This window comes from Pseudoalteromonas sp. APC 3224, assembly GCF_030407535.1.
Lineage (GTDB): Bacteria > Pseudomonadota > Gammaproteobacteria > Enterobacterales > Alteromonadaceae > Pseudoalteromonas.
The window spans coordinates 24,869-47,825 of sequence record NZ_JASDDF010000037.1 but is presented as its reverse complement, the minus strand read 5'-3'; the positions used below and the strand labels follow the sequence as shown (position 1 = coordinate 47,825).

Below are 22,957 nucleotides of genomic sequence, written 5' to 3'. Positions count from 1 at the left end.
CACATAGGCGCTGCCTTGCCTAAATACCAAACAGACTGCTGCAAATTCAACCTTGAAAGGTCAACAGACCCTAGTTAAATAAAATGCTCGCGCAATAGACAAAATTACCATAGATGCTAATTTCAATATTATGTATAGTCAAAAGACTATAATAAATTATTATATAGAATATAGCTGCGCATTTAGCTTAGAAGATTGTTGAGGGAAATAACTTGATTGAAATAATGAGAGTCAGAAAGCTGCTTTCTCAGCAACAAAGTATATTATCTAAAATAGCCTTGGGTGCACCACTTGATGAAGTACTTGAAAATATTTGTTTATCTATCGAGGAGTTAATTGAAGACCCTTCTGCCAAGTGCTCTATATTAACGCTCAAAGGTGAACAGCTATTTCATAGTGCGGCCCCGAATATTGCAAAGGGTTACTGTGAGGCAATTAATGGCGTACATATCGGCCCCAGTGTTGGCTCATGCGGTACTGCTGTGTATGAAAAAAAGCGAGTAATAGCCTCAGATATTGCAACATCACCCTTATGGGAAAACTATAAAGCGTTGGCATTGAGTTTTGATTTAAGGTCGTGCTGGTCAACCCCTATTATTTCAACACAATCAGACATATTAGGCACTTTTGCAATTTATCATGACAGTGCCAAGTCACCGACACCTCAAGATTTAGAGTTAATAGACTTTTTTGTTGATTTCACCAGTATTGCTTTAGAAAAGCACACAGAGTCACTAAAATCAAAAGTGTTACTTGCAGAATTACAGCAAAGTAATGAAAAGTTTAAAGCCTTCGCAAAAGTACTTCCCGATCTAACTCTTATTTTGAGTGAAGAAGGGGAGTATACCAACGTTTACGGCACTACTAATGAAAGTTTATATTTAAGCCAAGAGCATGTGATTAATCGAAATGTCAGAGATATTATGCCTCCTGAGGATGCTAATCCTATTATGGCGGTAATTGCCAAAACGCTTCAAACTAATGAAGTTCAAGTGTTTGAGTATCAGCTAAATATAAAAGGTAAACAACTTACATTTGAAGGACGAACAGCCCCGCTTGAAAGTTACCAACCTAATAATCCCTCTCAGCGACATGTAGTATGGATGGCCAGAGATATCTCTACTCGTAAAGCGGCAGAAGAAGAGGTGCAACGGTTAGCATTTTTTGACCCGCTTACAAACCTCCCGAACCGCAGAATGCTCAATGATAAACTCAGTATGTATGTTGAACAAATTAAGCAGTCTGATCACACGGGCGCACTCTTATTTTTAGATTTAGATAATTTTAAACGTATAAACGACTCATTAGGGCACAATGCCGGTGATGAAATACTGGTTGAGCTATCACAGCGACTAACGCGTGTTTTAAACCCAACAGATACCCTTGCCCGTGTTGGCGGTGATGAATTTATTATACTCATTGAGAATGTAGGAGATAGCCATAAGCAAGCGAGTCTTGAATCAGAATTAATGGCTAAAGTGGTACAAAGCGTTTTTTATGACAAGTTTGAGATAGGGGATTTAGCGTTTCAAGTTAGCTGCAGTATAGGTATATGTTTAATTAATAACGCCAATGCCATTAGCGAAAATATTTTAAAATTTGCAGATACCGCTATGTACCGCTCTAAAATGAAGGGTGGAAATAGTAGTAGCTTTTACGATCCTGCATTGCAAACCTTACTGGAAAATCAAACTGAGCTTGAAACAGATATAGTCAGAGCGATTGCATGTGATGAATTTTGTGCTTACTTTCAGCCTCAATTATCAATTGATGGCAGTATTATTGGTGCAGAAGCACTCATACGATGGAATCACCCAACCAAAGGACTAATCTCTCCTAATTCGTTTATTCCGATTGCCGAGCAATTTGGCTTAATTCAAAAGTTACAAAACATTGTATTGCGCGATATTTGTATTTTACTGGAAACACTTCGAGCTCATAACGTACTGAAAAACCAGTTTAATGTGTCTATTAACATTAGCCAGTGTCAGTTTAATTCTTCTACTTTAAAAGGCGAGTTGTTTAAAGCGATTGAGACGTATGATGTATTACCCTCACAAATTAAATTAGAGATCACTGAGTCCATGTTAGCGGGTGATTTAATGAGTACGGTAAAGCAAATGAAAGAGTTAAAGTCGCAGGGATTTGTATTTTCAATTGATGACTTTGGTACCGGCTACTCGTGTTTAAAGCACTTGAGTGTTTTACCGATAGACGAACTAAAAATAGATAAAAGCTTTATTGATAAAGTGTTGGATAACGCATCGGGGCAAAGCATAGTTCAGTCTATTATTGGTTTAGGTCATAGTTTAGATATTAATATTGTAGCCGAGGGGGTCGAAAGTGCTGAGCAACTACATGTATTAAAGTCGATGGGTGTAAATGCTGTGCAAGGTTATTTATTTGCAAAACCATTAACACACAGCAATTATTTAAAATGGCATAAAGAGCACCAGTAATCTGGTGTTTATCATTAACTGAGGCGACAAGTTTAGTTACCCCAATCTATAAGTCGCTTTGTTTAACCTCAAATTGGGCAGTAACGTTTGCTAACTTACTGCGTTTTAGCTCAAACAGAAATGTATACTTTTTGTTTATTTGCTAGCTAAGTGTAATGAGTTTTTTACTATTTTGTAACCGTTGCATAAATCATTGCTGTGGCATTGGTTTAGCGTTTTCAACGCGTTAAACTAGTCAGGAATTGGCAATAAGTCTACTTGTTGTGACATTATCCAAGCGTAAACACGACAGGTACTTGAAACTTGCTTTTGAGTTGCTTTTTCGTTCGTTGTAACTATGGTTTAGGGTTATGTCATGGTATGTCGCTATGTCGGTAACTGTAAAAAACCATTAGGAGCGATAAATGAATACCACGAAAGTAGCTTTAAAGTCGGGTGAAACACACTCTCCCCGAGTAAAGTTTCTGGAAGGGGTTGATATACCCGTTTTTTTAATCAGTGGCGGTATATTAGTTTTATTTGCCGCGCTGGCACTGTACGACATAAAACTGATGTCGGATTGGATAAACTCTGCCTTTGCCTTCTCCACCAAAATATTTGGCGCCTTTTGGCAAGTTCTGCTGTTATTAACCTTTGTGATTGGCATATTTTTGGCCGTAGGCCGCACCGGTTCAGTGGTGCTCGGCGGTTTAAAAACACCTGAAATATCTACCTTCAAATGGATCAGTATAATTATGTGCACTTTGCTTGCAGGTGGCGGTGTATTTTGGGCCGCAGCAGAGCCAATGGCACACTTTATTTCTCCGCCCCCGTTATTTGGTGGTGAAACTGGCACAAGGGATGCCGCCTATAACGCCCTTGCACAAAGCTTTATGCACTGGGGTTTTTTAGCCTGGGCTATTTTAGGTAGTTTGACCGGTATTGTTTATATGCATCTCCATTACGAAAAAGGCTTACCGCTTAAACCGCGCACTTTGCTTTACCCCGTATTTGGCGATCGCGCAATGAAAGGTGCGCTTGGTACTATTGTTGATGCATGTTGTGTACTCGCTGTGGTTGCAGGCACTGTTGGTCCTATTGGTTTTTTAGGTTTACAAGTGAGTTTTGGTCTAGAAAAGTTGTTTGCCATTCCTGATACCTACACCACGCAGGTGGTTATTTTATTTAGCTTAATTGGAATTTACACACTTTCAGCGGTAAGTGGGGTTACCAAAGGTATTCAGCTACTAAGCCGTTTTAATGTTGTACTGGCAGTGTTGCTGATGTTGTTTATATTACTAATGGGGCCAACTGCGTTTATTATCGACAGTTACATTCATTCCTTTGGTTTGTATTTAGATAACTTTATTCCTATGGCTACATTTCGTGCCGATAAACCGTGGCTAGACTGGTGGACTGTATTCTTTTGGGGCTGGTTTTTAGGTTATGGCCCATTAATGGCTATGTTCGTTGCACGTATATCCCGTGGACGTACTATTCGTGAAATGATTTTACTTATTTCTGTGGTTGCCCCTGTGATCACGTGTTTTTGGTTTACTATTGTTGGCGGCTCAGGCATCTTTTTTGAATTAAATAATCCTGGCGTTATATCAGAGCCTTTTGCTGGGCTTAATTTGCCAGCGGCATTGTTAGCCATCACTGAGCAGTTACCTATGGGATTTGTTGTGTCGGTGTTATTTTTAGTACTGACCACTATTTTTGTGGCAACAACAGGTGATTCAATGACGTACTCGGTATCTATGGTAATGACGGGTACCGATCACCCACAAACCTCTATTCGAGTGTTTTGGGGGATTATGATGGGGGTGATGGCAGCGTTGCTTATTTCTATAGGCGAGGGCGGAATTTCAGCCTTGCAGTCATTTATTGTGGTCACTGCGGTGCCTGTGTCATTTGTGTTGCTACCGTCACTGTGGACGGCACCACAAATAGTTAAAAAAATGGCGGATGAACAAGGGCTTTAATAATTGATAAAGAGCGCTAATAAGCGCTCTTTTTCTGGGTACATCATATTCTCACCTTGTTATTGAGCTATTTATTATCCTAGCAAAAAACTAACCCACTAAAAATAACTTAGCCTAAGTAGGTTGTTCATTCCTATCGATACGGTATAGTTTAAATATATTTAAGCATAACCTTGAGATAAACCATGCAGTTAGTCGACTTAGACCCTAGTGATCAGGATGTGATCAACGTATTTGCTGACATAGATCGACTTATTAGCTCATTATATCCTGTAGCAACTTCACAAGCGCTTACAGTTAATGAGCTTGGTCAACCGAGCGTTTACGCTGTAGGGTTAAAAAATCAAGACGGAATAGTTGCCTGTGGCGCAATAGTAAAGCAATTTGATGGTAGCTGGTATGGCGAAATTAGACGGCTTTACGTAAAACCTAGCTATCGCGGAAAAGGCTTGTCACGGCGTATTATGCAAATTTTATTGCACTATGCTGGCGAAGAAGAAATCCCAATCATAAAACTAGAAACAGGACCAAAGCAAATACAATCAATCCATCTTTATGAGAATTTAGGGTTTGTGCAATGTGCCCCTTTTGGTGAATACACAGAAAACCCGAATAGCTTATTTATGGAGCTTGCGCTCAGCTAATACTACTTTTTTTGAAGCTTTCATTTATCAATTTCAATCCTAACTCGTTACGAGTAGAAATACTTGTTGGACATGAATCACTATTTTTCTTTTAATGCGCCTCAACTAGCCGGTTTGGCATTCATAAATAAAAGAGAAAGATAAATGAAAGAGACAACATCACTTGAACAAGCTCGTACGAGCTATAACGTTCGTCATTGGAGCCAAGGTTTTTTTGGTATTAATGATCAAGGTGATGTGTATGTTGCGCCCAAGGCTGATGCCCCACAGCAAACCATTGCACTAACAGACATTGCTAAGCAGCTTGAAGACAAAGGTTTAAGTTTGCCAGCACTCGTTCGCTTTCCACAAATTTTACACCATCGTGTGCATAGCTTATGTGGCGCATTTAATACCGCAATAGAAAGCTATGGGTATCCAAAAGACTATTTATTAGTTTATCCAATTAAAGTAAATCAACAACGCGAAGTCGTTGAAGAAATTGTTGCCAGCCAAGCACAAGTAGAAAAAAAACAGCTAGGTTTAGAAGCAGGCAGCAAGCCAGAGTTATTAACCGTATTAGCACTGGCAGAAAAAACCAGTGCGGTGATTGTATGTAATGGCTACAAAGATAAAGAATATGTGCGCTTAGCGCTGATTGGCGAAAAGCTGGGCCATAAAGTATATATCGTACTTGAGAAATTGTCTGAGCTGGACATGGTGCTTAGCCAAGCCAAAGAACTTAACGTAAAACCGCGTATTGGTATTCGTGTGCGTTTAGCCTCGCAAGGCAAAGGTAAATGGCAGGCCAGTGGCGGTGATAAATCTAAGTTTGGGTTATCTGCTTCGCAAGTGCTGTATGTAGTAAACCGTTTAAAAGAAACTGATCAGCTTGATCTAGTACAGCTTGTGCATTTTCACTTAGGGTCGCAAATGGCCAATATTCGTGATGTACGCTTAGGTGTAAGTGAAGCTGCGCGTTTTTATTGTGAACTACGCAAGTTGGGTGCACAAATAGAGTGCCTTGATGTAGGCGGCGGTCTAGCGGTTGATTATGATGGCACGCGCAGTCAATCACACAACTCAATGAATTATAGCTTGGCCGAATACGCAAATAATATTGTGTACACCATCGGTGATATTTGTAAGCAGTATGAACAGCCTTTTCCTACCATTATTTCAGAGTCGGGAAGAGCATTAACGGCGCACCATGCAGTGCTTATTTCCAATGTAATTGGCACCGAAACATATGCACCAGAAGAAATAGAAGCGCCAGCAGATGATGCGCCGCAGTTACTTAAAAATATGTGGATTTCATGGCAACAATTACATGTGCTTACTGATGACCGTGCATTAATTGAGATTTTTCACGACAGCCAAGGTGATTTAGCTGAAGCGCATAGCCAGTTTGCGATGGGATTATTAGATTTAACTCAGCGTGCATGGGCAGAGCAAATAAACTTACGCGTGTGTTATGAACTTAATAAATTAATGGATAACAAAAACCGTTTTCATCGACCGATTATAGATGATCTGAATGCGCGTTTAGCGGACAAGTTTTTTGTCAATTTCTCATTGTTTCAGTCATTGCCTGACGCGTGGGGTATTGACCAAGTGTTTCCGGTATTGCCATTAAGTGGTTTAACGCAAGCTCCACAAAAACGGGCTGTGTTACTAGATATCACCTGTGATTCAGATGGCGCATTAGAGCATTATGTAGATGGTCAAGGCATTGAAAGTACGTTGCCAGTACCTGAGTTTACAGCAGATAAACCTTATTTAATGGGATTTTTCTTAGTAGGTGCCTATCAAGAAATTTTAGGCGATATGCATAACTTATTTGGTGATACACATAGTGCTATTGTCAATATGGATGAGCAAGGTGTTGCTAGTATTACAGAAATTAATCATGGTGATACTGTGGCTGATATGATGCGTTATGTACATTTAGATGTTGAAGGTTTTCAGCAGTCATATGCGCAGTTAGTGAGCGCAAAAATTGCACCAGATGAACAGCAAAGCGTTTTAGACGAGTTGCAAAGCGGCCTTGATGGCTACACTTATTTAGAAGAGTTATAAGCAATGTCTAGCTTGTTTGGTTGTGTTGACCACTCATTGTACTCAAATGGGATGACGTTTTTACGTCGTCCTATGGTACAAAACATTAACGCGATTGAAGCCGATGTAGTAGTACTGGGTTTACCGTTTGATTTGGCCACTTCAGGGCGCCCTGGTGCCCGCTTAGGACCTGATGCTATTCGCAGAGCATCGGTACATCTAGCATGGGAAGATACAAAATACCCATGGACATTTCCATTGTTTGAGCGCTTAACCGTGGCGGATGCTGGCGACTTTACTTATCCGGTGGGGGATCCTGAATATTTTACCGCGCAATTAGAAATGGCGGCAGAGCAAATACTTCGCCAAGGTAAAACATTATTAGGCTTGGGCGGCGATCATTTCGTAACGTTACCACTATTGCGCGCACATGCAAAAATTCATGGCAAAATGGCATTAGTTCACTTCGATGCGCATACTGATACTTATAGTAACGGTTCGCGTTTTGATCACGGTACCATGTTTTATCATGCGCCAATGGAAGGGTTAATTGATGTTAATCACAGTATTCAGCTAGGCATTCGTACCGACTTTGATCAAAGCAAGCATGAGTTTGCAGTGATTGATGCCATGCAAGCCAATGATCTGCATGCGAATGATATTGCAGCTCAGATTATTGAGCGAGTGGGCGATTTGCCGGTTTATTTAACCTTTGATATAGATTGTTTAGACCCTGCCTTTGCACCAGGCACGGGCACACCAGTGTGTGGTGGCTTAACCTCTGATAAAGTGCTTAAAATTTTACGCGCACTTAAAGGCATTAATATGGTGGGAATGGATGTGGTTGAAGTATCCCCGTCGTACGACCAAAGTGAGCTTACCGCTATTGCCGCTGCAACGATTGCCAGTGAATTACTGCATTTGTGGGCACTTAAGCATAAATATTAATTTGTGTTAATGTAGCTTAAAAAGCGCCAATTAGGCGCTTTTTTTGTATAAAAATAAAAGTACTATTAAAACTGCATATTGTGCTTTTTAGCATAAATAAAAAACACCGGGATTTCGATTATGACGTAAGTTAAAAAAGTAAACCAAAACCAATTAACTTCAAATACTAACCAGCTAAATTGCACGCCCGAGTTGTAATAAAGGCTAGATGCAATTAATAGTGTAATGCCCGTTGCAAATAAATCTTGCACCGATACTTTTTTAAAGCTACTGCCTGCAAAGCGCGGATAAATAAATCCGTAGCCAAGCGTTATCATAATGATAACCAATAAGAGCAAATTTAGTTCAGGGGTCATTCTGGTTTATATTGCCTCGCATATTCTATTCGCTCTTGAGAACTTGGGTGCGTTGATAAATACTTTAACCAAGTATCATCATAGGTCCCTTCTTGCGCTTTTAAATTATTTTCCAGTGCTTCAATTGCATCTGCAAAGTCGTGGTTAGAATACCCTAATTTTAAAAGGTTTTTAATCGCATATACATCGGCTTCTTGTTCCATATCTCGCGAAAACGCTTGTTGCAAAAAAGATGAACCAGAGCCAAGCACGACCTCTAATATACCTTCTAAGTCACCAAAAATAACTGCAAATACAACGGTGCTCGCTGCAGCTTGTGCTGCAAGGCGAATGCTGTGATGGTGCTGAACATGACCAATTTCATGAAGTAAAATAGCACGCAGGGCATCAGGGTCATTTTTTAATAGCTCAACAAGTTCGTCAGTTACAACAACCTGACCATTTGGAAGAGCAAACGCATTAGCTGAAAAATAATCAGACTGATAAAAAGAGAGCCTAAACTTTGCACTGTCTAAATTGAGCGAGTTAAGCATTAAACGCCATTGTTGCTGTATTTCTGATTGCTTATTAGTGGAAAGTTGAGAAGGTTCCAATGCGACTTTTTCTATCACACTGAGCGTTTGCTCTCCCATCGTTTCAATTGTCGAGGCAGGTGCTAAGTTAACGCTATAAACGGCTACTGATGGTATTAAGCGGTATAAAATTAACCAAAGCAATATGGGAATTAGCAGCACGGATGCAACAATAAGAATCTTATTTCTTTCTAAGCGTTCACTGAGTCCATGCTCTTTAAGCGCGAATGGCCACCTAAATTCTACATCTTGAGGAATAAATCGCCCACCATCAGCAAAATTTAACTCTGACGCCGTGCCAGGTAACGGGCTATCAAGTTGGCAATTGTCTATTTTTGATGCAAGTAACGTCGTATTCTCAGAGTCAACAAGTGTTATTTGCTCATGAGAAAGGTGTGCATAGCTTTTAATATGTTGGCTGCTATTAGGGTAATAATAACAGCCAAAAATAGGATAATTACTCATTAGGTGAGTGAAATATCAATATCAAACACATTAGCAGCTTCTTCAGCAAATGATGACTGCTCATTTTGTGCAACATCAATCAACGAAAGTGCGCCGCTATAAATAGTGACTTCTGTAACTGATGCTAATAGCTTTGCTCTGCGTACTTTAGCCCAAGGGTAGGCCAGTCCTAAGGTAAATATAATTGCCAGTACATTGGTAAATAGTAAGATGGCATAGTCAATGGTTTTTAAGTTCGAATCAAAGGTAGCGACTTCTGTAAATTCACTGTTATTAAAAATATGATTTCTAATAAGCGAATGATAAACAGCGCCTACCAGTGTTAAAAACGCAACATACAACGTAGCAATTAATAGCGGCACTACAATTGTCGAAAGGCTAAAGTTTTGCGTGTTTAAGTTATCGATAGTTAAGGCACTTGCACCAGCAAAGAAGCCAAAAATAACTAAGCCACCTATTGCAACTCCTAGGGTAATAAGTGCTGCGATGTAATAGCGTTCGCCCTGAAGATTTACTGTAAGTGGTTTATTTCCATAGCTGATGTTTTCATGCATATATTGGTCAATTCGCTTTAATACATACGGCAGCAATAGGTGTAAGGTGAATACACTTGCAATAGGCAATAAAACAAAGTTAATAAATGCATCGCCGTAATTACCTGAAAAGGCAAAGCGTACATTACGATGGCGAGTCATACGCATATTAAAACGCAGACCTTGGTTGATGATCCACGGCAATAAAAATAAAAAGCCAATAGCAAATAAAAGGCCTACCGCCGGTGCGAGGCTGCTCAGTAAGGTGTAAATTAAAAATGCGATGACCGCTAAAATGCGTCCTTTTAAAATTTGTATTGGGGTCGCTAGATAGTCAAAGCTATGGCCGTCGATACGCGTATGACCGTAAAAATAACGATAGGTGCGAACTTTTGCCCATGCCGAATAAATTCCGAGAGTAATAATACTCAGCAGTATATTAACAATCCATATACCAAAAAATTCGCCGGCTTTGCCGCTAAATTGTACTTTACCGCTAAAAATAGCAGGGGGTGTTTGATTTGACTCAGATGAAGTTGGGTGTACTGGTTCCATTTTAAAAATATATCCATGTTGTTTTTTGTAAATTTACCTTTTTTAGATAAAAAAAACAATCTTTATAATTAGCTAGCTGATTGTAAGTAGGCTATTTTTATTGCTTTTACTGTTTATGGGGCTGCACTTTAAGTCACCTCTGGTATACTGTGCAGATAATTTAATGGGGCTGTCATGATTTCAAAAAACCAACTTAAACTTATTCGCCAGCTTGGGCAAAAAAAGTATCGCAAGCAATTTAACCAATACTTAGTACAAGGCGAAAAAAATGTACTGGAGTTATTAAATAGCCCATTAAAAGTAAACGATGTATTTGCAACGCAAAGCTTTATTGATAATAACCAAAGCGCATACCCTCAAACGCATTTTATTACAGCGGATGAAGAGCTGCTAACAAAGGTAAGTACTTTGGTAAGTAATAATGCGGCTATTGCAATTGTTGATATGCCAAGCACCGTATTACCAGATGAAAACAGTTTAATATTAGCCTTGGATGGCGTATCTGATCCTGGGAATTTAGGTACCATCATTCGCGTGGCTGATTGGTACGGTATAAAACATATTGTTGCTAGCACTGACAGTGCCGATCCGTATAACCCAAAAACAATTAGCGCCACAATGGGATCGTTCGTTCGCGTATCGGTAAGCCAAGTTGAATTGCCTGAATACTTATCTACATTAAATATGCCTATTTATGGTGCATTTTTAGATGGCCAAAGTGTGCATAGCACTAAATTTAGTGGCCAAGGTGTATTGCTTATGGGCAGTGAATCACATGGAATACGCGAGCAGTGTGCAAAATTAGTGAGCAACAAAATAACCATTCCGGCTTTTGGCGGTGCAGAGTCGCTTAATGTAGCAATGGCCACGGGTATTATTTTAGATAATTTTAAACGCCAAGCTTAACTTTTTAGCTATTTATGCGTTAAGTTACTTATAGTAAAAAACAATAATAAATCGGTAATAACAATAAAATGCGCTTAAGCACTATTAAATTAGCGGGCTTTAAATCGTTTGTAGAGCCCACTAAAATTCCATTTCCTGACCAAATGACGTGTGTTGTCGGCCCTAATGGCTGTGGCAAATCAAACGTCATTGATGCGGTGCGATGGGTGCTTGGTGAAAGCTCAGCTAAAAATTTACGTGGCGATGCCATGACCGATGTCATTTTTAATGGCTCTACTAACCGCAAGCCCATTTCGCAAGCCTCTGTTGAATTAATATTTGATAATACTCAGGGTAAGTTACCCAATACTTTTGCTGATCGTAACCAAGTGGCTATTAAGCGTTTGGTGACTCGCGATGGTCAGTCATTGTACTTTTTAAACGGCAGTAAATGCCGAAAACGTGATATTACCGACATATTTTTAGGCACGGGCCTTGGGCCGCGAAGCTACGCTATTATCGAACAAGGGATGATCTCACGTTTAATAGAGAGCAAACCGCAAGAGCTACGTGTTTTTTTAGAAGAAGCCGCAGGGGTCTCTAAATACAAAGAGCGCCGCCGCGAAACGCAAACACGCATAAAAAGCACCCGAGAAAACCTAGAGCGACTGCTTGATGTTCGTCAAGAGTTACAAAACCAGCTTGATAAACTGGCGGTACAATCGGTTGAGGCTAAAAAATATCGCGAACTTAAATCCAAAGAGCGCACTTTAAAGGGGCAAATAGCGGTATTAAAATGGCAAAAGCTGCATCAGCAACAGCTTGATAAAAGTGCGCAAATAAAAAAGCTGGATGACCAAATCAACTTCTTTAAAACGGCGCATTCAGGCCATGATGATGTGCTGGCAAGCCTTGATGCTCAAGTGCAAGCTCAACAAGATAAACTCGATGATGCACAGCAACAGCAGCACCATACGCATACCGAATTGACTCGCTGTGAACAGCAGCAGATTAGCATTAAGCAACAAACGCTGTCACTGAAACAAAATTTAGCCAAGCTAGAGCAACAAAAAAACCAAAGTGAAGAAGTCAAAACGCAGCAACAAAGTCTTTGCCAGGAGTTAGATGACAACTTGCAACAGGCTATAGAGCATAGCTTAATGTGCAGCGAGCAGGTTATAGAGCTTAGCGATGAGGTTAATCGGCTGCTGGAGATTAAAAATGCCGACACATCACAGTGGCAATCACTAACAGAAGACTATCAAAAATTAAATAATCAGCAGTTAGCGTATGCAAATGCAGTAAAACATACAGAGCAGAAAATCAGTTATGTTAAGCAACAACTAACGCAGCTTGATGAGCAAATAGATGAGTTAAAACGCAGTGAGATAGAGCAGCAATTAATTCAGCAACAGCAGCACAGACAAACGCTAACAGAGCAGCTGGCTAACGCGCAAACTGCTCATAGTAGAGGTCAAAGTGCTCAGGCAATACAGCAGCAACAGCTTGATGAAGCTCAGCAGCAATGGCAGCATTTATCTCAGCAAGTTAATGAACTAAAAGCCGGTATAGCAGGGCTAAAAACTACCCTTGGACTTGAAAAAAACAACGATAAAACTTTAACTTTATTCAAGCAGTTAACTGTTCAGCCGGGTTATGAGTTTTTAGTAGAGCAGGCGCTGTCATCACTTGAGCATATTCATGTATCACAAGGTAAAGCAGAAAATAGCACGTGGCAAATACCCTCACAGTCTGTGGCAAGCAATAGTATTGCTGCCTTTATTAGCGCTGGTATCTACCCAGAGTTATTAAACCATATTGCTTATGATGCCGAGGGTGAAGCTCACCATCTTAACGATGCCAGTTATATTGCAGTGATGGACAAGCAAGGAGCGTTACATGGTCGAAATTGGCATCTTAGTGGCGAAAAAAATGCAGAAAACTCCTTATTATTAATGCACAAAAAGCTCAAACAGCAAGAAACCTTACTTGAGCAACAACAACAGGCATTGACGGACGCACACTCCACACTTGAAGAACATCAAGCGCAAGCTGCATTAATAACCGAGCAGCAAAACGAGCGCAAAGACACTATTCACCAATTAGCACAACAACTTGCTGTAGCAACTACGCGTGGTGATATGCTCAAAGCGCAAGCTGATCAACATCAGCAACAGGTGACGAAATTACAACAACAACGTCAACCACTGCTAGAACAACAGCAGCAGTTAAGCAAATTGTTGGGTGAAGAGCTTGATAAAAATGAACAGCTTGCAGAGCAATTAGAGGCCTTAGCTGTAGAGCTTAACCAAGCCGATAGAACACGAATAAATCGTGATGAAGGTTACAAACAAGCTTTAAATAATGCTGAACAGTATAAAACGCAAGCACATCAGGCAAACCTTAATGAGCAAAAAGTGCGTAGTGAGTGGCAGCTCAGTCAAACCAAGTTGAACCATGCCGAACAAGCATTAACAATGGCTGTAGAAGGAACGCAAGAGCTAATAGAGCAAATTGAGGCGTTACTTATTCCTGAGCAAGAGCTTGCACTAAGTATTGAACAATTATTAGTGCAGCACCAACAAGGCGAACAAACCCTTGTGGATATTCAACAGCAGTTAGCTCAAGCAAAACAAGAATTACAAAACAAACAAGCGAGTTTAAAAACGTCACAAACTGAGCTGGTGGCATTACAAGAGCAACACCAGAAGCTGAGTATTGAAGAGCAAAGCCTATTAATAAAAGCGCAAGCGGTACTTGAGCCACTTAGCGAGCTTAATCAAAATTTAAAACAGGTTTTAGCAGAGCTTCCTGCAGAGTTGTCATTAAATGCAGCGCAAAATCAACTTGCTGGAGTCAGTAATCAGCTTGAGCAATTAGGAGCCGTTAACCTTGCAGCCATTGATGAATTTGAACAAGCTAAGCAAAGAAGTGATTATTTAAATAATCAGCTGGATGATTTAACCCAGGCATTGACAGCTTTAGAAGGCGCTATTCATAAAATAGATCGTGAAACTAAAACGCGCTTTAAGTCTACCTTTGATCAAGTGAATCACGATTTTGGTCAGCTTTTTCCAAAAGTATTTGGCGGCGGCAGTGCTTACTTAGAATTAACCAGTGACGATTTACTCGAGAGTGGTGTTAGTATAATGGCAAGACCTCCGGGTAAAAAAAATTCGACAATTCATTTGTTAAGTGGTGGAGAAAAAGCGCTGAGCGCATTATCATTGGTGTTTTCTATATTCAGGCTCAATCCAGCTCCATTCTGTATGCTGGACGAGGTAGATGCCCCATTGGATGATGCCAACGTGGTTCGTTTTTGCCGATTGGTTGAAGAAATGTCACAATCTGTGCAGTTTATTTATATAAGCCATAATAAAATTGCAATGGAAATGGCGGGTAGATTAACGGGTGTAACCATGGCAGAGCCCGGCGTGTCGCGCATGGTTGCTGTAGATATTGAACAAGCGGTGCAACTTGCACATGCATAATTTTATAGTCATTTGCTAGTTGTTTTGGGTAAAATGATGGCAGTTAGGCATATTAATAATAAAAGGTGAGGGGATGGCCGAAGAATTAAGATGGGTTTTAATTGTGATCAGTGTGTTTGTCATTGGTGGCTTATTAATACACGGTTTGTGGTCAGTAAGAAAAAAAGAGAATGCTGAACTCCCTGCAAGCGAGCGAGTTGAACCTGTTCAAGAACAGCAGCCTTCATCTGTGCATACTGAGCCACAAGAGCCAACGTTAGCGCAACGAGAAGAGCCACAAATGAGTGAGTTAAACTTCAGTGCTGATGAGCCACAAATAGATGTTAGCCCAGCTGATACAGCTATTGAAGATGACCTTGAAGTCGTAACCGAAGAGGCTGTTGATACACAACAAGACGCCCCTAAAGATGTTTCAGACTTTGTGATTGTGCATATTCAAATGCCAGAAGGACTGACCATGCAAGGCAGTAAATTACTGCCAGCAGTTAACACGCTAGGTTTTAAATATTCAGAAGAAGGCTTTTTTAATCGCCATCTAGACCCTGCAGGCCAAGGGCCGGTGTTATTTAGACTGGTAAATATGTATAACCCTGGCACGTTCGATATTGATAATATGGAACAGTTTAGTACCGCAGGCGTGAGCTTATTTATGACTCTACCATGTGATGGCGATGGCCTTGCTGCGTTTAATATGCTGCACAGCGCCGCTAAGAAGCTAGCAGATGAATTTGGAGCTGAAATCTTGGATGCTGAGCGAAACGAAATGACGGTAGAGCGTATTCGTCAATATGTTGAGCAGGTTCGCGCATTTTCTGCGTAATATACGCATAAGTTAAATTTTGTAAGCCACTGGGCGTTCACTCGTCAAAGTGGCTTTTTTTATGTTTTTTGAGGTCAGTATGTCAAACAGTATCCGTGATAAAATAATAAAACTTCGCTCCTATCTTGAAGAGCACAGCTATAAGTATTATGTTTTGGATGCCCCTACTATACCTGACTCTGAGTATGATCGAGTATTTAAACAGTTAATCGAGCTGGAGAGCGAGAATCCGAATTTTGTAAGTTTAGACTCACCTACTCAAAAAGTAGGTGGGGCGGCGCTTGCCAAGTTTGAGCAAGTAGCACACCAAGTGCCTATGCTATCGCTAGATAACGCTTTTGGTGAAGACGAATTTAGTGGTTTTAATCGTCGTATTAAAGAGCGGTTAATGAGCACCGACGAGCTTACATTTTGCTGTGAGCCTAAACTGGATGGTTTAGCGGTATCGATTATTTATCGCGATGGGGTATTAGTGCAAGCAGCTACCCGTGGCGATGGCTTTACTGGCGAAAATATTACCCAAAATGTAAAAACAATTCGCAATGTGCCATTAAAGTTGCGTGGTGATGATTACCCGCGTGAACTTGAAGTGCGCGGCGAGGTATTTATGGATAGCGCGGGGTTTGACAAGCTTAATGCCGAAGCAGAAAAGCGTGGTGACAAAGTTTTTGTAAATCCACGTAATGCGGCAGCGGGCAGTTTACGCCAGCTCGACTCAAAAATTACCGCAAAACGGCCACTGATGTTTTATGCTTACAGCACCGGATTGGTCGCAGATGGCACCTTACCTGAAGATCATTACCAGCAACTTGCCAAGCTTACCGACTGGGGATTACCACTGTGTCCAGAAACAAAACTAGTTGAAGGCCCAAAGGCCGCGCTTGCCTATTATAATGACATTTTAACGCGCCGTAGCGAGCTAAAATATGAAATAGATGGCGTGGTAATAAAAGTAAATAAAAAAGCCCTACAAGAGCGCCTAGGCTTTGTTGCGCGTGCGCCGCGCTGGGCTATTGCTTATAAGTTTCCGGCGCAAGAAGAAATAACACACTTGCTAGATGTAGAGTTTCAAGTAGGGCGTACTGGGGCAATTACCCCTGTTGCGCGACTAGAGCCGGTATTTGTTGGTGGTGTTACGGTATCGAATGCAACACTGCATAATGCTGATGAAATTGCCCGTTTAGGCGTTAAAGTGGGCGATACTGTGATTATTCGCCGCGCTGGGGATGTGATCCCACAAATTACCCAAGTAGTACTTGAGCAACGCCCAAGCGATGCAAAAGAGATTGTATTTCCAACTATGTGCCCAATTTGTGACTCGCACGTTGAGCGGGTTGAAGGAGAAGCTGTTGCACGTTGTACAGGCGGCTTGGTATGTCAAGCACAGCGCAAACAAGCGATTAAACATTTTGCTTCACGCAAGGCTTTAGATATTGACGGCTTAGGCGACAAAATTGTTGATCAATTAGTTGACCGAGAGCTGATCAAAACCCCTGCTGATTTATTTATTTTAAAGCAGGGACATTTTGAATCACTTGAACGAATGGGACCAAAATCAGCAAAAAACTTAGTTGCGGCGCTTGATGACGCTAAAACCACTACCTTAGCAAAGTTTTTATATTCACTGGGTATTCGTGAAGTCGGTGAGGCCACAGCTCAGAATTTGGCTAATCATTTTTTAACGCTTGAAAACGTGATTGATGCCAGCATTGAACAACTAATAGAAGTAAGCGATGTAGGTGAAATAGTGGCGAAGCATGTTCGCGGCTTTTTTACTGAAGAGCATAACCTGACAGTGGTAAACGAATTAATAGCGCAAGGAGTAAACTGGCCACAGTTAACAGCGCCATCAGAGCAAGAACAGCCGCTAGCGGGTTTAACTTATGTGCTAACTGGGACGCTTAATACGCTTAATCGTAATGATGCAAAAGCGCGCCTACAACAATTAGGCGCCAAGGTTTCTGGCAGTGTTTCAGCAAAAACAGATGCCTTAGTGGCGGGCGAAAAGGCCGGCTCTAAGCTCACCAAAGCGCAAGAGCTTGGTATAGAAATACTGACAGAGGATGATTTAATTACTTTGTTAGAGACTCATAATGGCTAGTTTTACAAATATACTTAATACCTTGTTAATTGACCTAGGCCAATGGTTACAGGGCTATTTGCCGCATTTATCACTGCTTTTAATGGTGTGCTTAGTGTCGCTGTATGCGGATGACATTTTAAAGTTAACCAAAGGCGTCGTAGCTAGGCGCCACTTTATTATTAGGGTGGCGTGTTTTGTGTTGATAACTGCGTTTGGCTTTGGCTTGTTAGTGGTGTGGTTAAGCCCACTGCTAACTAAAGCTTTACTGTTTTTTGGCACTAAGTGGTTAGCGCTTACCTTATTAGTGGCATTTTTTATTTTGGGCACTATTGCCGATAGGAAAAATCAGTTGTGAGTCGATATGGGCCTGAATACTGGGATAAATATGGAAGCTATCGTACACCATTAGCGTTTCACTTGAGTATTTTAGTACTATTGCGCGCCTATTTTATTTGGGTAATAGCCGCGTTGAGTCGTCGACCTGAGCTTGATTTAATGTCATTGTTTTTTAAGTCAAAAAATGATTTTTTTATTGCTATAGCGATTGGTGCAGTAGCCATTGTGCCCACTATTTTATTTTGTTTACGCAGACCAAGAGACTCGCATCAAGCAACACAACGCTTGGCGCGTATTTGGCGGTATATGCGTTGGCCGCTGATTGCGTGTGCATTAATCGATTTGTCGTGGTTGAGTATTCAGGCAGCCCATAGCCATTATCGCTTCTCATTGTTTTTAGCTGTGCAAATGGTGATTGTATTATGGGTGTTGTGGTATTTGGCAAAAAGTCGTTACTTAAGTGTTTTCTTTAGTGATTGGCCCGAGCCGACAGAAAAAGCAACTGATAAAAAGTAAGAGGGCTTATGCATAGTATCAATAAAAAAATAGCATTAGTAATCGCTTTAATAGGGCTCATTATTATAGCGAGTGGCTACTTTTTTTCTTTAGGGGAACACCTTTGGTTTAAAGCTGCCTTAGTAATGTGGGTTGTGGTGTTTTGTTCGTGTTGTTACCGATTAACGCCGTTGTTTAAAATGCGCAATCCGCTGCGTAATTTTATTCAACGCGATGCGCAGCACTTATTTGTTTTTAGTTTAACAGGGCTGTTTGATAAAAAAATGGCCCGCATTGGTTAGTCATCAGTAATATTGAGTCGATAGAAATAAGAAACGATGAACTAATAGTGCACAGTAATAATGACCGGCAATTAAGCGTGAGCATTCCTGGCAGTCAAGCCCAATTGCATGCCTATGTAAGCCGTATACTTACAGCAACAGAAAAGCACACTATAGTCTTTAGATAGCGTTGATCGTGGTATTAGCCACAGGCGTACCAGAATACAAGTAAATGATTGCTAGTTAAATTAATAACGTAATGAGGTTGTTATGTTGAAGTGGAACGATATTGTTAATTTTGCCAACCATGGCAATCCAACACCGGTTCGAAAAGTGGTTAAAACAGATCAGCAATGGCGCGAACTGTTAAACGAAGAGCAATATTATGTGACCCGTAAAAAGGGAACTGAACGACCAAATAGTTCGAGTAGTTGTACCTTGTTAGAGCCAGGTAAGTATGTGTGTGTTTGTTGTGACAACTTACTATTTGATGCAGATGAAAAGTTTGATAGTGGCACCGGCTGGCCTTCATTTACCCAACCGGCAACTGAGGAAGCGATTGGTTATGTCATGGATAATAGTCATGGCATGGAGCGAGTTGAAGTTGTTTGTAATGTGTGTGATGCGCATTTAGGGCATATTTTCCCTGATGGGCCACTTCCTACGGGTTTACGCTACTGTGTAAACGCACTGGCAATGAAAAAGCTCTAGGGCCTGTTGACCTTTCAAGGTTAAATTTGCAGCGGTCTGTTTGGGATTTAGGCAAGGCAGCGCCTATATGGTGTGGTTACTCACCATAAATAGGCGATAACGTAGCATTAATGCCAAACAGGCTCTAACTAATCTCTAGTTTCATTTCTTTAGCAATCTGAAGTAGTTTATCGAACCGCTCTGATTGCTCTTCTGCTAAGGGGGATTTTTTTAATAGTTTAAAGCACTTTTGGGCCAATAGACTATTGAAAGAGTCACCATGTTTTTTTGACTTATCCACTAAACATTGCAATAAATTAAGCGCAATACTTGGATTGTGTGGCATGACTCTAAATGCTTGGCTGAATGCCTCTAAGGCAACATTTAATTGGCCGCGCTCAAACTGCTTAACAGCATGATTATTGAGCTCTTTCGGCCCCATTTTAATATCACGTCTTTCACTTTGCTGTTGCTGTATATAACGCAAGTAAGTAGCATCGCTTCTACTTGGGTGACGTTCGCAATGATCAATTATTTGACTAAATAGCGCTTGCGCCTTTTGGTGAAAACCTAATTCATGCAGTGCTTTTGCTTTGTCTAGGGCACCATCTACTGAACGTATTTGAGTATCGCTGTCATCAAGTTGCTCAATGAGCTGTTTCGCTTTTTTATGTTCATCTTTTAAATAATAAAGGCGTGCATTGAGCACATCGATTTGAGTTTGCGCATTACTGGTTGGGAATTGTGTTTTTAACTCATTAATATATTTATTTGTTTGACGAGAGATCCTGTTTATTTGGTCGGTTTGATCTGTGGTCAATGCAAAATCAATCCCAGCACGAGCAGCATTTAAATAAATGTCTGGGCTATCATGCATAGAGTACTTAGCATAAGTGGCAATATCTTTTTGAGTTAAGTAGCTGGTTTCATAATCTCTATTAATGAGCGATACGCTGTTCAGTGATTTTTGACGGTCTATATTACGTGGAGCAATGTGTGCCGCTTGGCTTAAAAAGTCTTGGGCTAAATCAAATTGGTTTAGTTTTATTTCTAAACGCCCTAATAAGTCTAAGGCTATAAGTCGAGTCTCATTTCGTTCAAGCATTGTTTTAAGCATGCGTTGAGCTAAAATATGCTCATTGTTAGCAATTAAGGCTTCTACCAATCCTACTTTTGCCCATGCAAACTTTTGCATATTCAAAACTGACTTAAAAAAATCTTTCGCTTCTTGGTTTTGTTTTAGCGCCAGTAAAATATTGCCTTTTAATCTAAGTAGAATAGGGCTGTATTTATTACTTTTATCGAGTTGGGCATTAATTTGTTTCAATGCTTTAGACTGGTTATCGTCATCAATTAAAGTGTATATAGCTTTTAAGTCGCTTTTACGTTTGAGAATACGCTCTATGCGCACTCTTAACTCTTGTACAGAGAAGGGTTTTACTAAAAAGTCATCGGGTTGAAGTTCTAATACACTGTGAACTAACTCTCCGCTAGTTTCCGCAGATGTAAAAATAAACCCAGTAGAGTGTTTTATTAATGCTTTAGCGCGTAATTCTTCATAAAGCTGGTAGCCATCTTGGCGTTTGCTTAGATTAAAAGAGCAAATTACCAAGTCAAATTCTTCATGTAAGCATTGTTCTTTTGCCGCTAGAGCATGATCTGCAAAACGCATATGTCCAAAGCCAATTTTTTCGAGCGACTGTTTCATGTAGCTTTGAGCAAGTGGCTGCTCTTCTACAATCAGTATTTTTGCTTCATTGAAAATATTTTTAGACATTGGCTTAAGCGTAATTGAATTTAACACAGACTATAATCAACAGTTTAGACGCTTACAAGGTAATTTAAAGATTCGCCTCGAAGATGAGAGCTTATTAAGCAAATTAATTCTAAAGGTTTATATTTTTACCTTAAAATAGCTAAAAACCCATTTAAAGTAAATGAATAGCACGCGTAATAAAGTAAGTTTAAACAAAATGATTTTGGAGATAATAAAACTCGAAAGATAAATTTTTGGTATGTGATTGGAATACTGATTTTTTGAAACCGAAGAATTACTTGGTAACGAATTTCTAAATGGTAATTAATACTGAACTTGAACTAAAAGAGTGGACGATAATGAATATTAAAATGGAAGGTGGTACTGGAGGATTTAGATTTTTGTAATATGCACCATTCAAAGAATGGTGGGTCGTACTGGACTTGAACCAGTGACCCTCGCCTTGTAAGGGCGATGCTCTCCCAACTGAGCTAACGACCCATATTACAAATTTACACATGACTATTAACATAATAATAGATTTTATATGTGGTGGGTGATACTGGACTTGAACCAGTGACCCTCGCCTTGTAAGGGCGATGCTCTCCCAACTGAGCTAATCACCCGCATCTAAACAACACCACATTGCTGCGTTGTTGTGGGGCGCTATTATAGATAGACTTGTAAATGTGTCAACACTTGAATGATAAAAATGTGCTGAATGAAGCTTTTATAATCAATGCAATGCAAATAGTGTTCACTTTATCAACAAGGTAACATAAAACGAACAATAAGCATGCATGGCTGGGCGCTAATGTAACTACATTCATGTTCACTTGATAGGGCTCTGTTGCTTTTTAAGGATGAAAATTAATTCAATTTAGTGGTAATTGATTTACCGAGCCAGGGTTGCAACCAAGAAATCAAAGTTAAACTTTCTAGTTCAGATCATCCTGCCTATATTATTCAATTGTTTAAACCACTCAAATTAGCAAGTTGTTTATCGCTTAGCATAGTTAAGCTTTACAATTAGCATTTAATAAAATCCAGCTAGGTTATGATGGAAGTAGGCCCGTTTTAGGCAAAAAGCGGTGGTAACTCAATTTGCATATAAATGTATACCTTTTGAGTCCGATGTGAATAGGTACTTTTAGTATTATAAAGTCGTTATTCTCAACTCAAACGCAAATGTGGCACACTTAACGTAACTCATGGTTACTAAATACTATGAAAATCTACTTTTTAGCATGTATGATAGCCAGTTTGTTGAAAATTAAACCATTTAAATAATGTCGCACAAAAAACTGTTGACTTTATTTTGGGGGGTGCATAGAATGCGCCCCGCACTAAGCGATACACGACGTGGTTATCACCGAGCGTATTGAATAAGTTGGGGCTATAGCTCAGCTGGGAGAGCGCTTCGCTGGCAGCGAAGAGGTCTGCGGTTCGATCCCGCATAGCTCCACCAATTTTTAGTGTTTGTCCTAGGGTAGCAGTTTTCTGTGTCCCCATCGTCTAGAGGCCTAGGACACCGCCCTTTCACGGCGGTAACAGGGGTTCGAATCCCCTTGGGGACGCCACTTACTT

General features: G+C 40.3%; 16 protein-coding genes, 4 tRNA genes and 1 pseudogene. 15 read left to right on the top strand and 6 right to left on the bottom strand.

The features are described 5' to 3' along the window. Nucleotides 1-212 precede the first annotated feature (212 nt). The 5 genes from QL989_RS16105 (at nucleotide 213) to speB (ending at nucleotide 8,052) form a co-directional block, all read left to right on the top strand. The gene (locus QL989_RS16105; protein WP_290171125.1) at nucleotides 213-2,459 is read left to right on the top strand and encodes an EAL domain-containing protein; all 2,247 of its coding nucleotides are present in this window, start codon (nucleotides 213-215) and stop codon (nucleotides 2,457-2,459) included. 404 nt (nucleotides 2,460-2,863) lie between these two features. Beyond that, on the top strand, nucleotides 2,864-4,423 hold the full coding sequence (locus tag QL989_RS16100; RefSeq protein WP_290171124.1) for a BCCT family transporter: 1,560 nt from the start codon (nucleotides 2,864-2,866) through the stop codon (nucleotides 4,421-4,423). 185 nt (nucleotides 4,424-4,608) lie between these two features. Beyond that, nucleotides 4,609-5,067 carry a GNAT family N-acetyltransferase gene (locus QL989_RS16095; protein ID WP_290171122.1) on the top strand — a complete coding sequence of 153 codons (459 nt, stop codon included), beginning with the start codon at nucleotides 4,609-4,611 and terminating at the stop codon, nucleotides 5,065-5,067. A gap of 144 nt (nucleotides 5,068-5,211) precedes the next feature. Then, complete coding sequence (gene speA / locus QL989_RS16090; RefSeq protein ID WP_290171121.1) at nucleotides 5,212-7,125, top strand: biosynthetic arginine decarboxylase; 1,914 nt, start codon at nucleotides 5,212-5,214, stop codon at nucleotides 7,123-7,125. Between the two features lie 3 nt (nucleotides 7,126-7,128). Next, the gene (speB, locus tag QL989_RS16085) at nucleotides 7,129-8,052 is read left to right on the top strand and encodes an agmatinase (RefSeq protein ID WP_036982103.1); all 924 of its coding nucleotides are present in this window, start codon (nucleotides 7,129-7,131) and stop codon (nucleotides 8,050-8,052) included. 65 nt (nucleotides 8,053-8,117) lie between these two features. Here speB and QL989_RS16080 read toward each other — a convergent pair whose 3' ends face one another. The 3 genes from QL989_RS16080 to QL989_RS16070 are packed head-to-tail and all read right to left on the bottom strand — an operon-like array spanning nucleotide 8,118 to nucleotide 10,533. Further along, on the bottom strand, nucleotides 8,118-8,369 hold the full coding sequence (locus tag QL989_RS16080; RefSeq protein WP_248530201.1) for a hypothetical protein: 252 nt from the start codon (nucleotides 8,367-8,369) through the stop codon (nucleotides 8,118-8,120). Between the two features lie 35 nt (nucleotides 8,370-8,404). Then, entirely contained in the window at nucleotides 8,405-9,445 is a 1,041-nt protein-coding gene (locus tag QL989_RS16075; RefSeq protein WP_290171119.1) for a M48 family metallopeptidase, read from the bottom strand. After that, nucleotides 9,445-10,533, bottom strand: a complete 1,089-nt coding sequence (locus tag QL989_RS16070) for a YjgN family protein (RefSeq protein WP_290171118.1) — start codon at nucleotides 10,531-10,533, stop codon at nucleotides 9,445-9,447. The genes QL989_RS16075 and QL989_RS16070 overlap by 1 nt, the downstream gene beginning before the upstream one ends. 174 nt (nucleotides 10,534-10,707) lie before the next feature. Here QL989_RS16070 and QL989_RS16065 point away from each other — a divergent pair, with 174 nt between their 5' ends. The 8 genes and pseudogenes from QL989_RS16065 to msrB all read left to right on the top strand — a co-directional run bounded on the left by QL989_RS16065 (nucleotide 10,708) and on the right by msrB (nucleotide 19,635). Next, entirely contained in the window at nucleotides 10,708-11,439 is a 732-nt protein-coding gene (locus QL989_RS16065; RefSeq protein ID WP_290171115.1) for an RNA methyltransferase, read from the top strand. Between the two features lie 68 nt (nucleotides 11,440-11,507). Then, nucleotides 11,508-14,909 carry an AAA family ATPase gene (locus QL989_RS16060; protein WP_290171114.1) on the top strand — a complete coding sequence of 1,134 codons (3,402 nt, stop codon included), beginning with the start codon at nucleotides 11,508-11,510 and terminating at the stop codon, nucleotides 14,907-14,909. 73 nt (nucleotides 14,910-14,982) lie between these two features. Beyond that, nucleotides 14,983-15,729, top strand: a complete 747-nt coding sequence (gene zipA / locus QL989_RS16055; RefSeq protein WP_054202488.1) for a cell division protein ZipA — start codon at nucleotides 14,983-14,985, stop codon at nucleotides 15,727-15,729. Between the two features lie 79 nt (nucleotides 15,730-15,808). Further along, nucleotides 15,809-17,830, top strand: coding sequence for an NAD-dependent DNA ligase LigA (ligA, locus tag QL989_RS16050; RefSeq protein ID WP_290171112.1), 2,022 nt, complete (start codon nucleotides 15,809-15,811; stop codon nucleotides 17,828-17,830). After that, a complete protein-coding gene (locus tag QL989_RS16045; RefSeq protein WP_008115215.1) occupies nucleotides 17,823-18,167 on the top strand; it encodes a DUF3392 family protein in 345 nt (114 codons plus the stop codon). Before ligA ends, QL989_RS16045 begins: the two co-directional genes overlap by 8 nt. Further along, a complete protein-coding gene (locus tag QL989_RS16040; protein ID WP_075169557.1) occupies nucleotides 18,164-18,664 on the top strand; it encodes a DUF2919 domain-containing protein in 501 nt (166 codons plus the stop codon). Before QL989_RS16045 ends, QL989_RS16040 begins: the two co-directional genes overlap by 4 nt. An 8-nt stretch (nucleotides 18,665-18,672) precedes the next feature. Next, nucleotides 18,673-19,112 (top strand): annotated as a pseudogene (locus QL989_RS16035) (hypothetical protein). 82 nt (nucleotides 19,113-19,194) lie between these two features. Beyond that, nucleotides 19,195-19,635: a peptide-methionine (R)-S-oxide reductase MsrB gene (gene msrB, locus QL989_RS16030; protein WP_008115220.1), complete on the top strand. Its 441-nt coding sequence runs from the start codon at nucleotides 19,195-19,197 to the stop codon at nucleotides 19,633-19,635. 124 nt (nucleotides 19,636-19,759) lie between these two features. Here the strand turns inward: msrB and QL989_RS16025 are convergent, their stop codons facing one another. From QL989_RS16025 to QL989_RS16015, 3 genes are all read right to left on the bottom strand, one after another. Further along, nucleotides 19,760-21,391, bottom strand: coding sequence for a response regulator (locus QL989_RS16025; RefSeq protein WP_054202497.1), 1,632 nt, complete (start codon nucleotides 21,389-21,391; stop codon nucleotides 19,760-19,762). A gap of 404 nt (nucleotides 21,392-21,795) precedes the next feature. Next, a tRNA-Val gene (locus QL989_RS16020) sits at nucleotides 21,796-21,871 on the bottom strand. Nucleotides 21,872-21,920: 49 nt separating this feature from the next. Further along, nucleotides 21,921-21,996: transfer RNA gene (locus QL989_RS16015), tRNA-Val, on the bottom strand. Between the two features lie 766 nt (nucleotides 21,997-22,762). Here QL989_RS16015 and QL989_RS16010 point away from each other — a divergent pair. Beyond that, nucleotides 22,763-22,838: transfer RNA gene (locus tag QL989_RS16010), tRNA-Ala, on the top strand. Between the two features lie 36 nt (nucleotides 22,839-22,874). Continuing rightward, nucleotides 22,875-22,950: transfer RNA gene (locus QL989_RS16005), tRNA-Glu, on the top strand. Nucleotides 22,951-22,957: the final 7 nt, after the last annotated feature.

Coding starts and splice junctions, on each gene's coding strand:
- QL989_RS16070 (WP_290171118.1), bottom strand. CDS start 10,533: ATGGAACCAGTACACCCAACTTCATCTGAGTCAAATCAAACACCCCCT.
- QL989_RS16025 (WP_054202497.1), bottom strand. CDS start 21,391: ATGTCTAAAAATATTTTCAATGAAGCAAAAATACTGATTGTAGAAGAG.
- QL989_RS16080 (WP_248530201.1), bottom strand. CDS start 8,369: ATGATAACGCTTGGCTACGGATTTATTTATCCGCGCTTTGCAGGCAGT.
- QL989_RS16060 (WP_290171114.1), top strand. CDS start 11,508: ATGCGCTTAAGCACTATTAAATTAGCGGGCTTTAAATCGTTTGTAGAG.
- QL989_RS16045 (WP_008115215.1), top strand. CDS start 17,823: ATGGCTAGTTTTACAAATATACTTAATACCTTGTTAATTGACCTAGGC.
- ligA (WP_290171112.1), top strand. CDS start 15,809: ATGTCAAACAGTATCCGTGATAAAATAATAAAACTTCGCTCCTATCTT.
- QL989_RS16095 (WP_290171122.1), top strand. CDS start 4,609: ATGCAGTTAGTCGACTTAGACCCTAGTGATCAGGATGTGATCAACGTA.
- QL989_RS16075 (WP_290171119.1), bottom strand. CDS start 9,445: ATGAGTAATTATCCTATTTTTGGCTGTTATTATTACCCTAATAGCAGC.
- speB (WP_036982103.1), top strand. CDS start 7,129: ATGTCTAGCTTGTTTGGTTGTGTTGACCACTCATTGTACTCAAATGGG.
- msrB (WP_008115220.1), top strand. CDS start 19,195: ATGTTGAAGTGGAACGATATTGTTAATTTTGCCAACCATGGCAATCCA.
- QL989_RS16065 (WP_290171115.1), top strand. CDS start 10,708: ATGATTTCAAAAAACCAACTTAAACTTATTCGCCAGCTTGGGCAAAAA.
- speA (WP_290171121.1), top strand. CDS start 5,212: ATGAAAGAGACAACATCACTTGAACAAGCTCGTACGAGCTATAACGTT.
- zipA (WP_054202488.1), top strand. CDS start 14,983: ATGGCCGAAGAATTAAGATGGGTTTTAATTGTGATCAGTGTGTTTGTC.
- QL989_RS16100 (WP_290171124.1), top strand. CDS start 2,864: ATGAATACCACGAAAGTAGCTTTAAAGTCGGGTGAAACACACTCTCCC.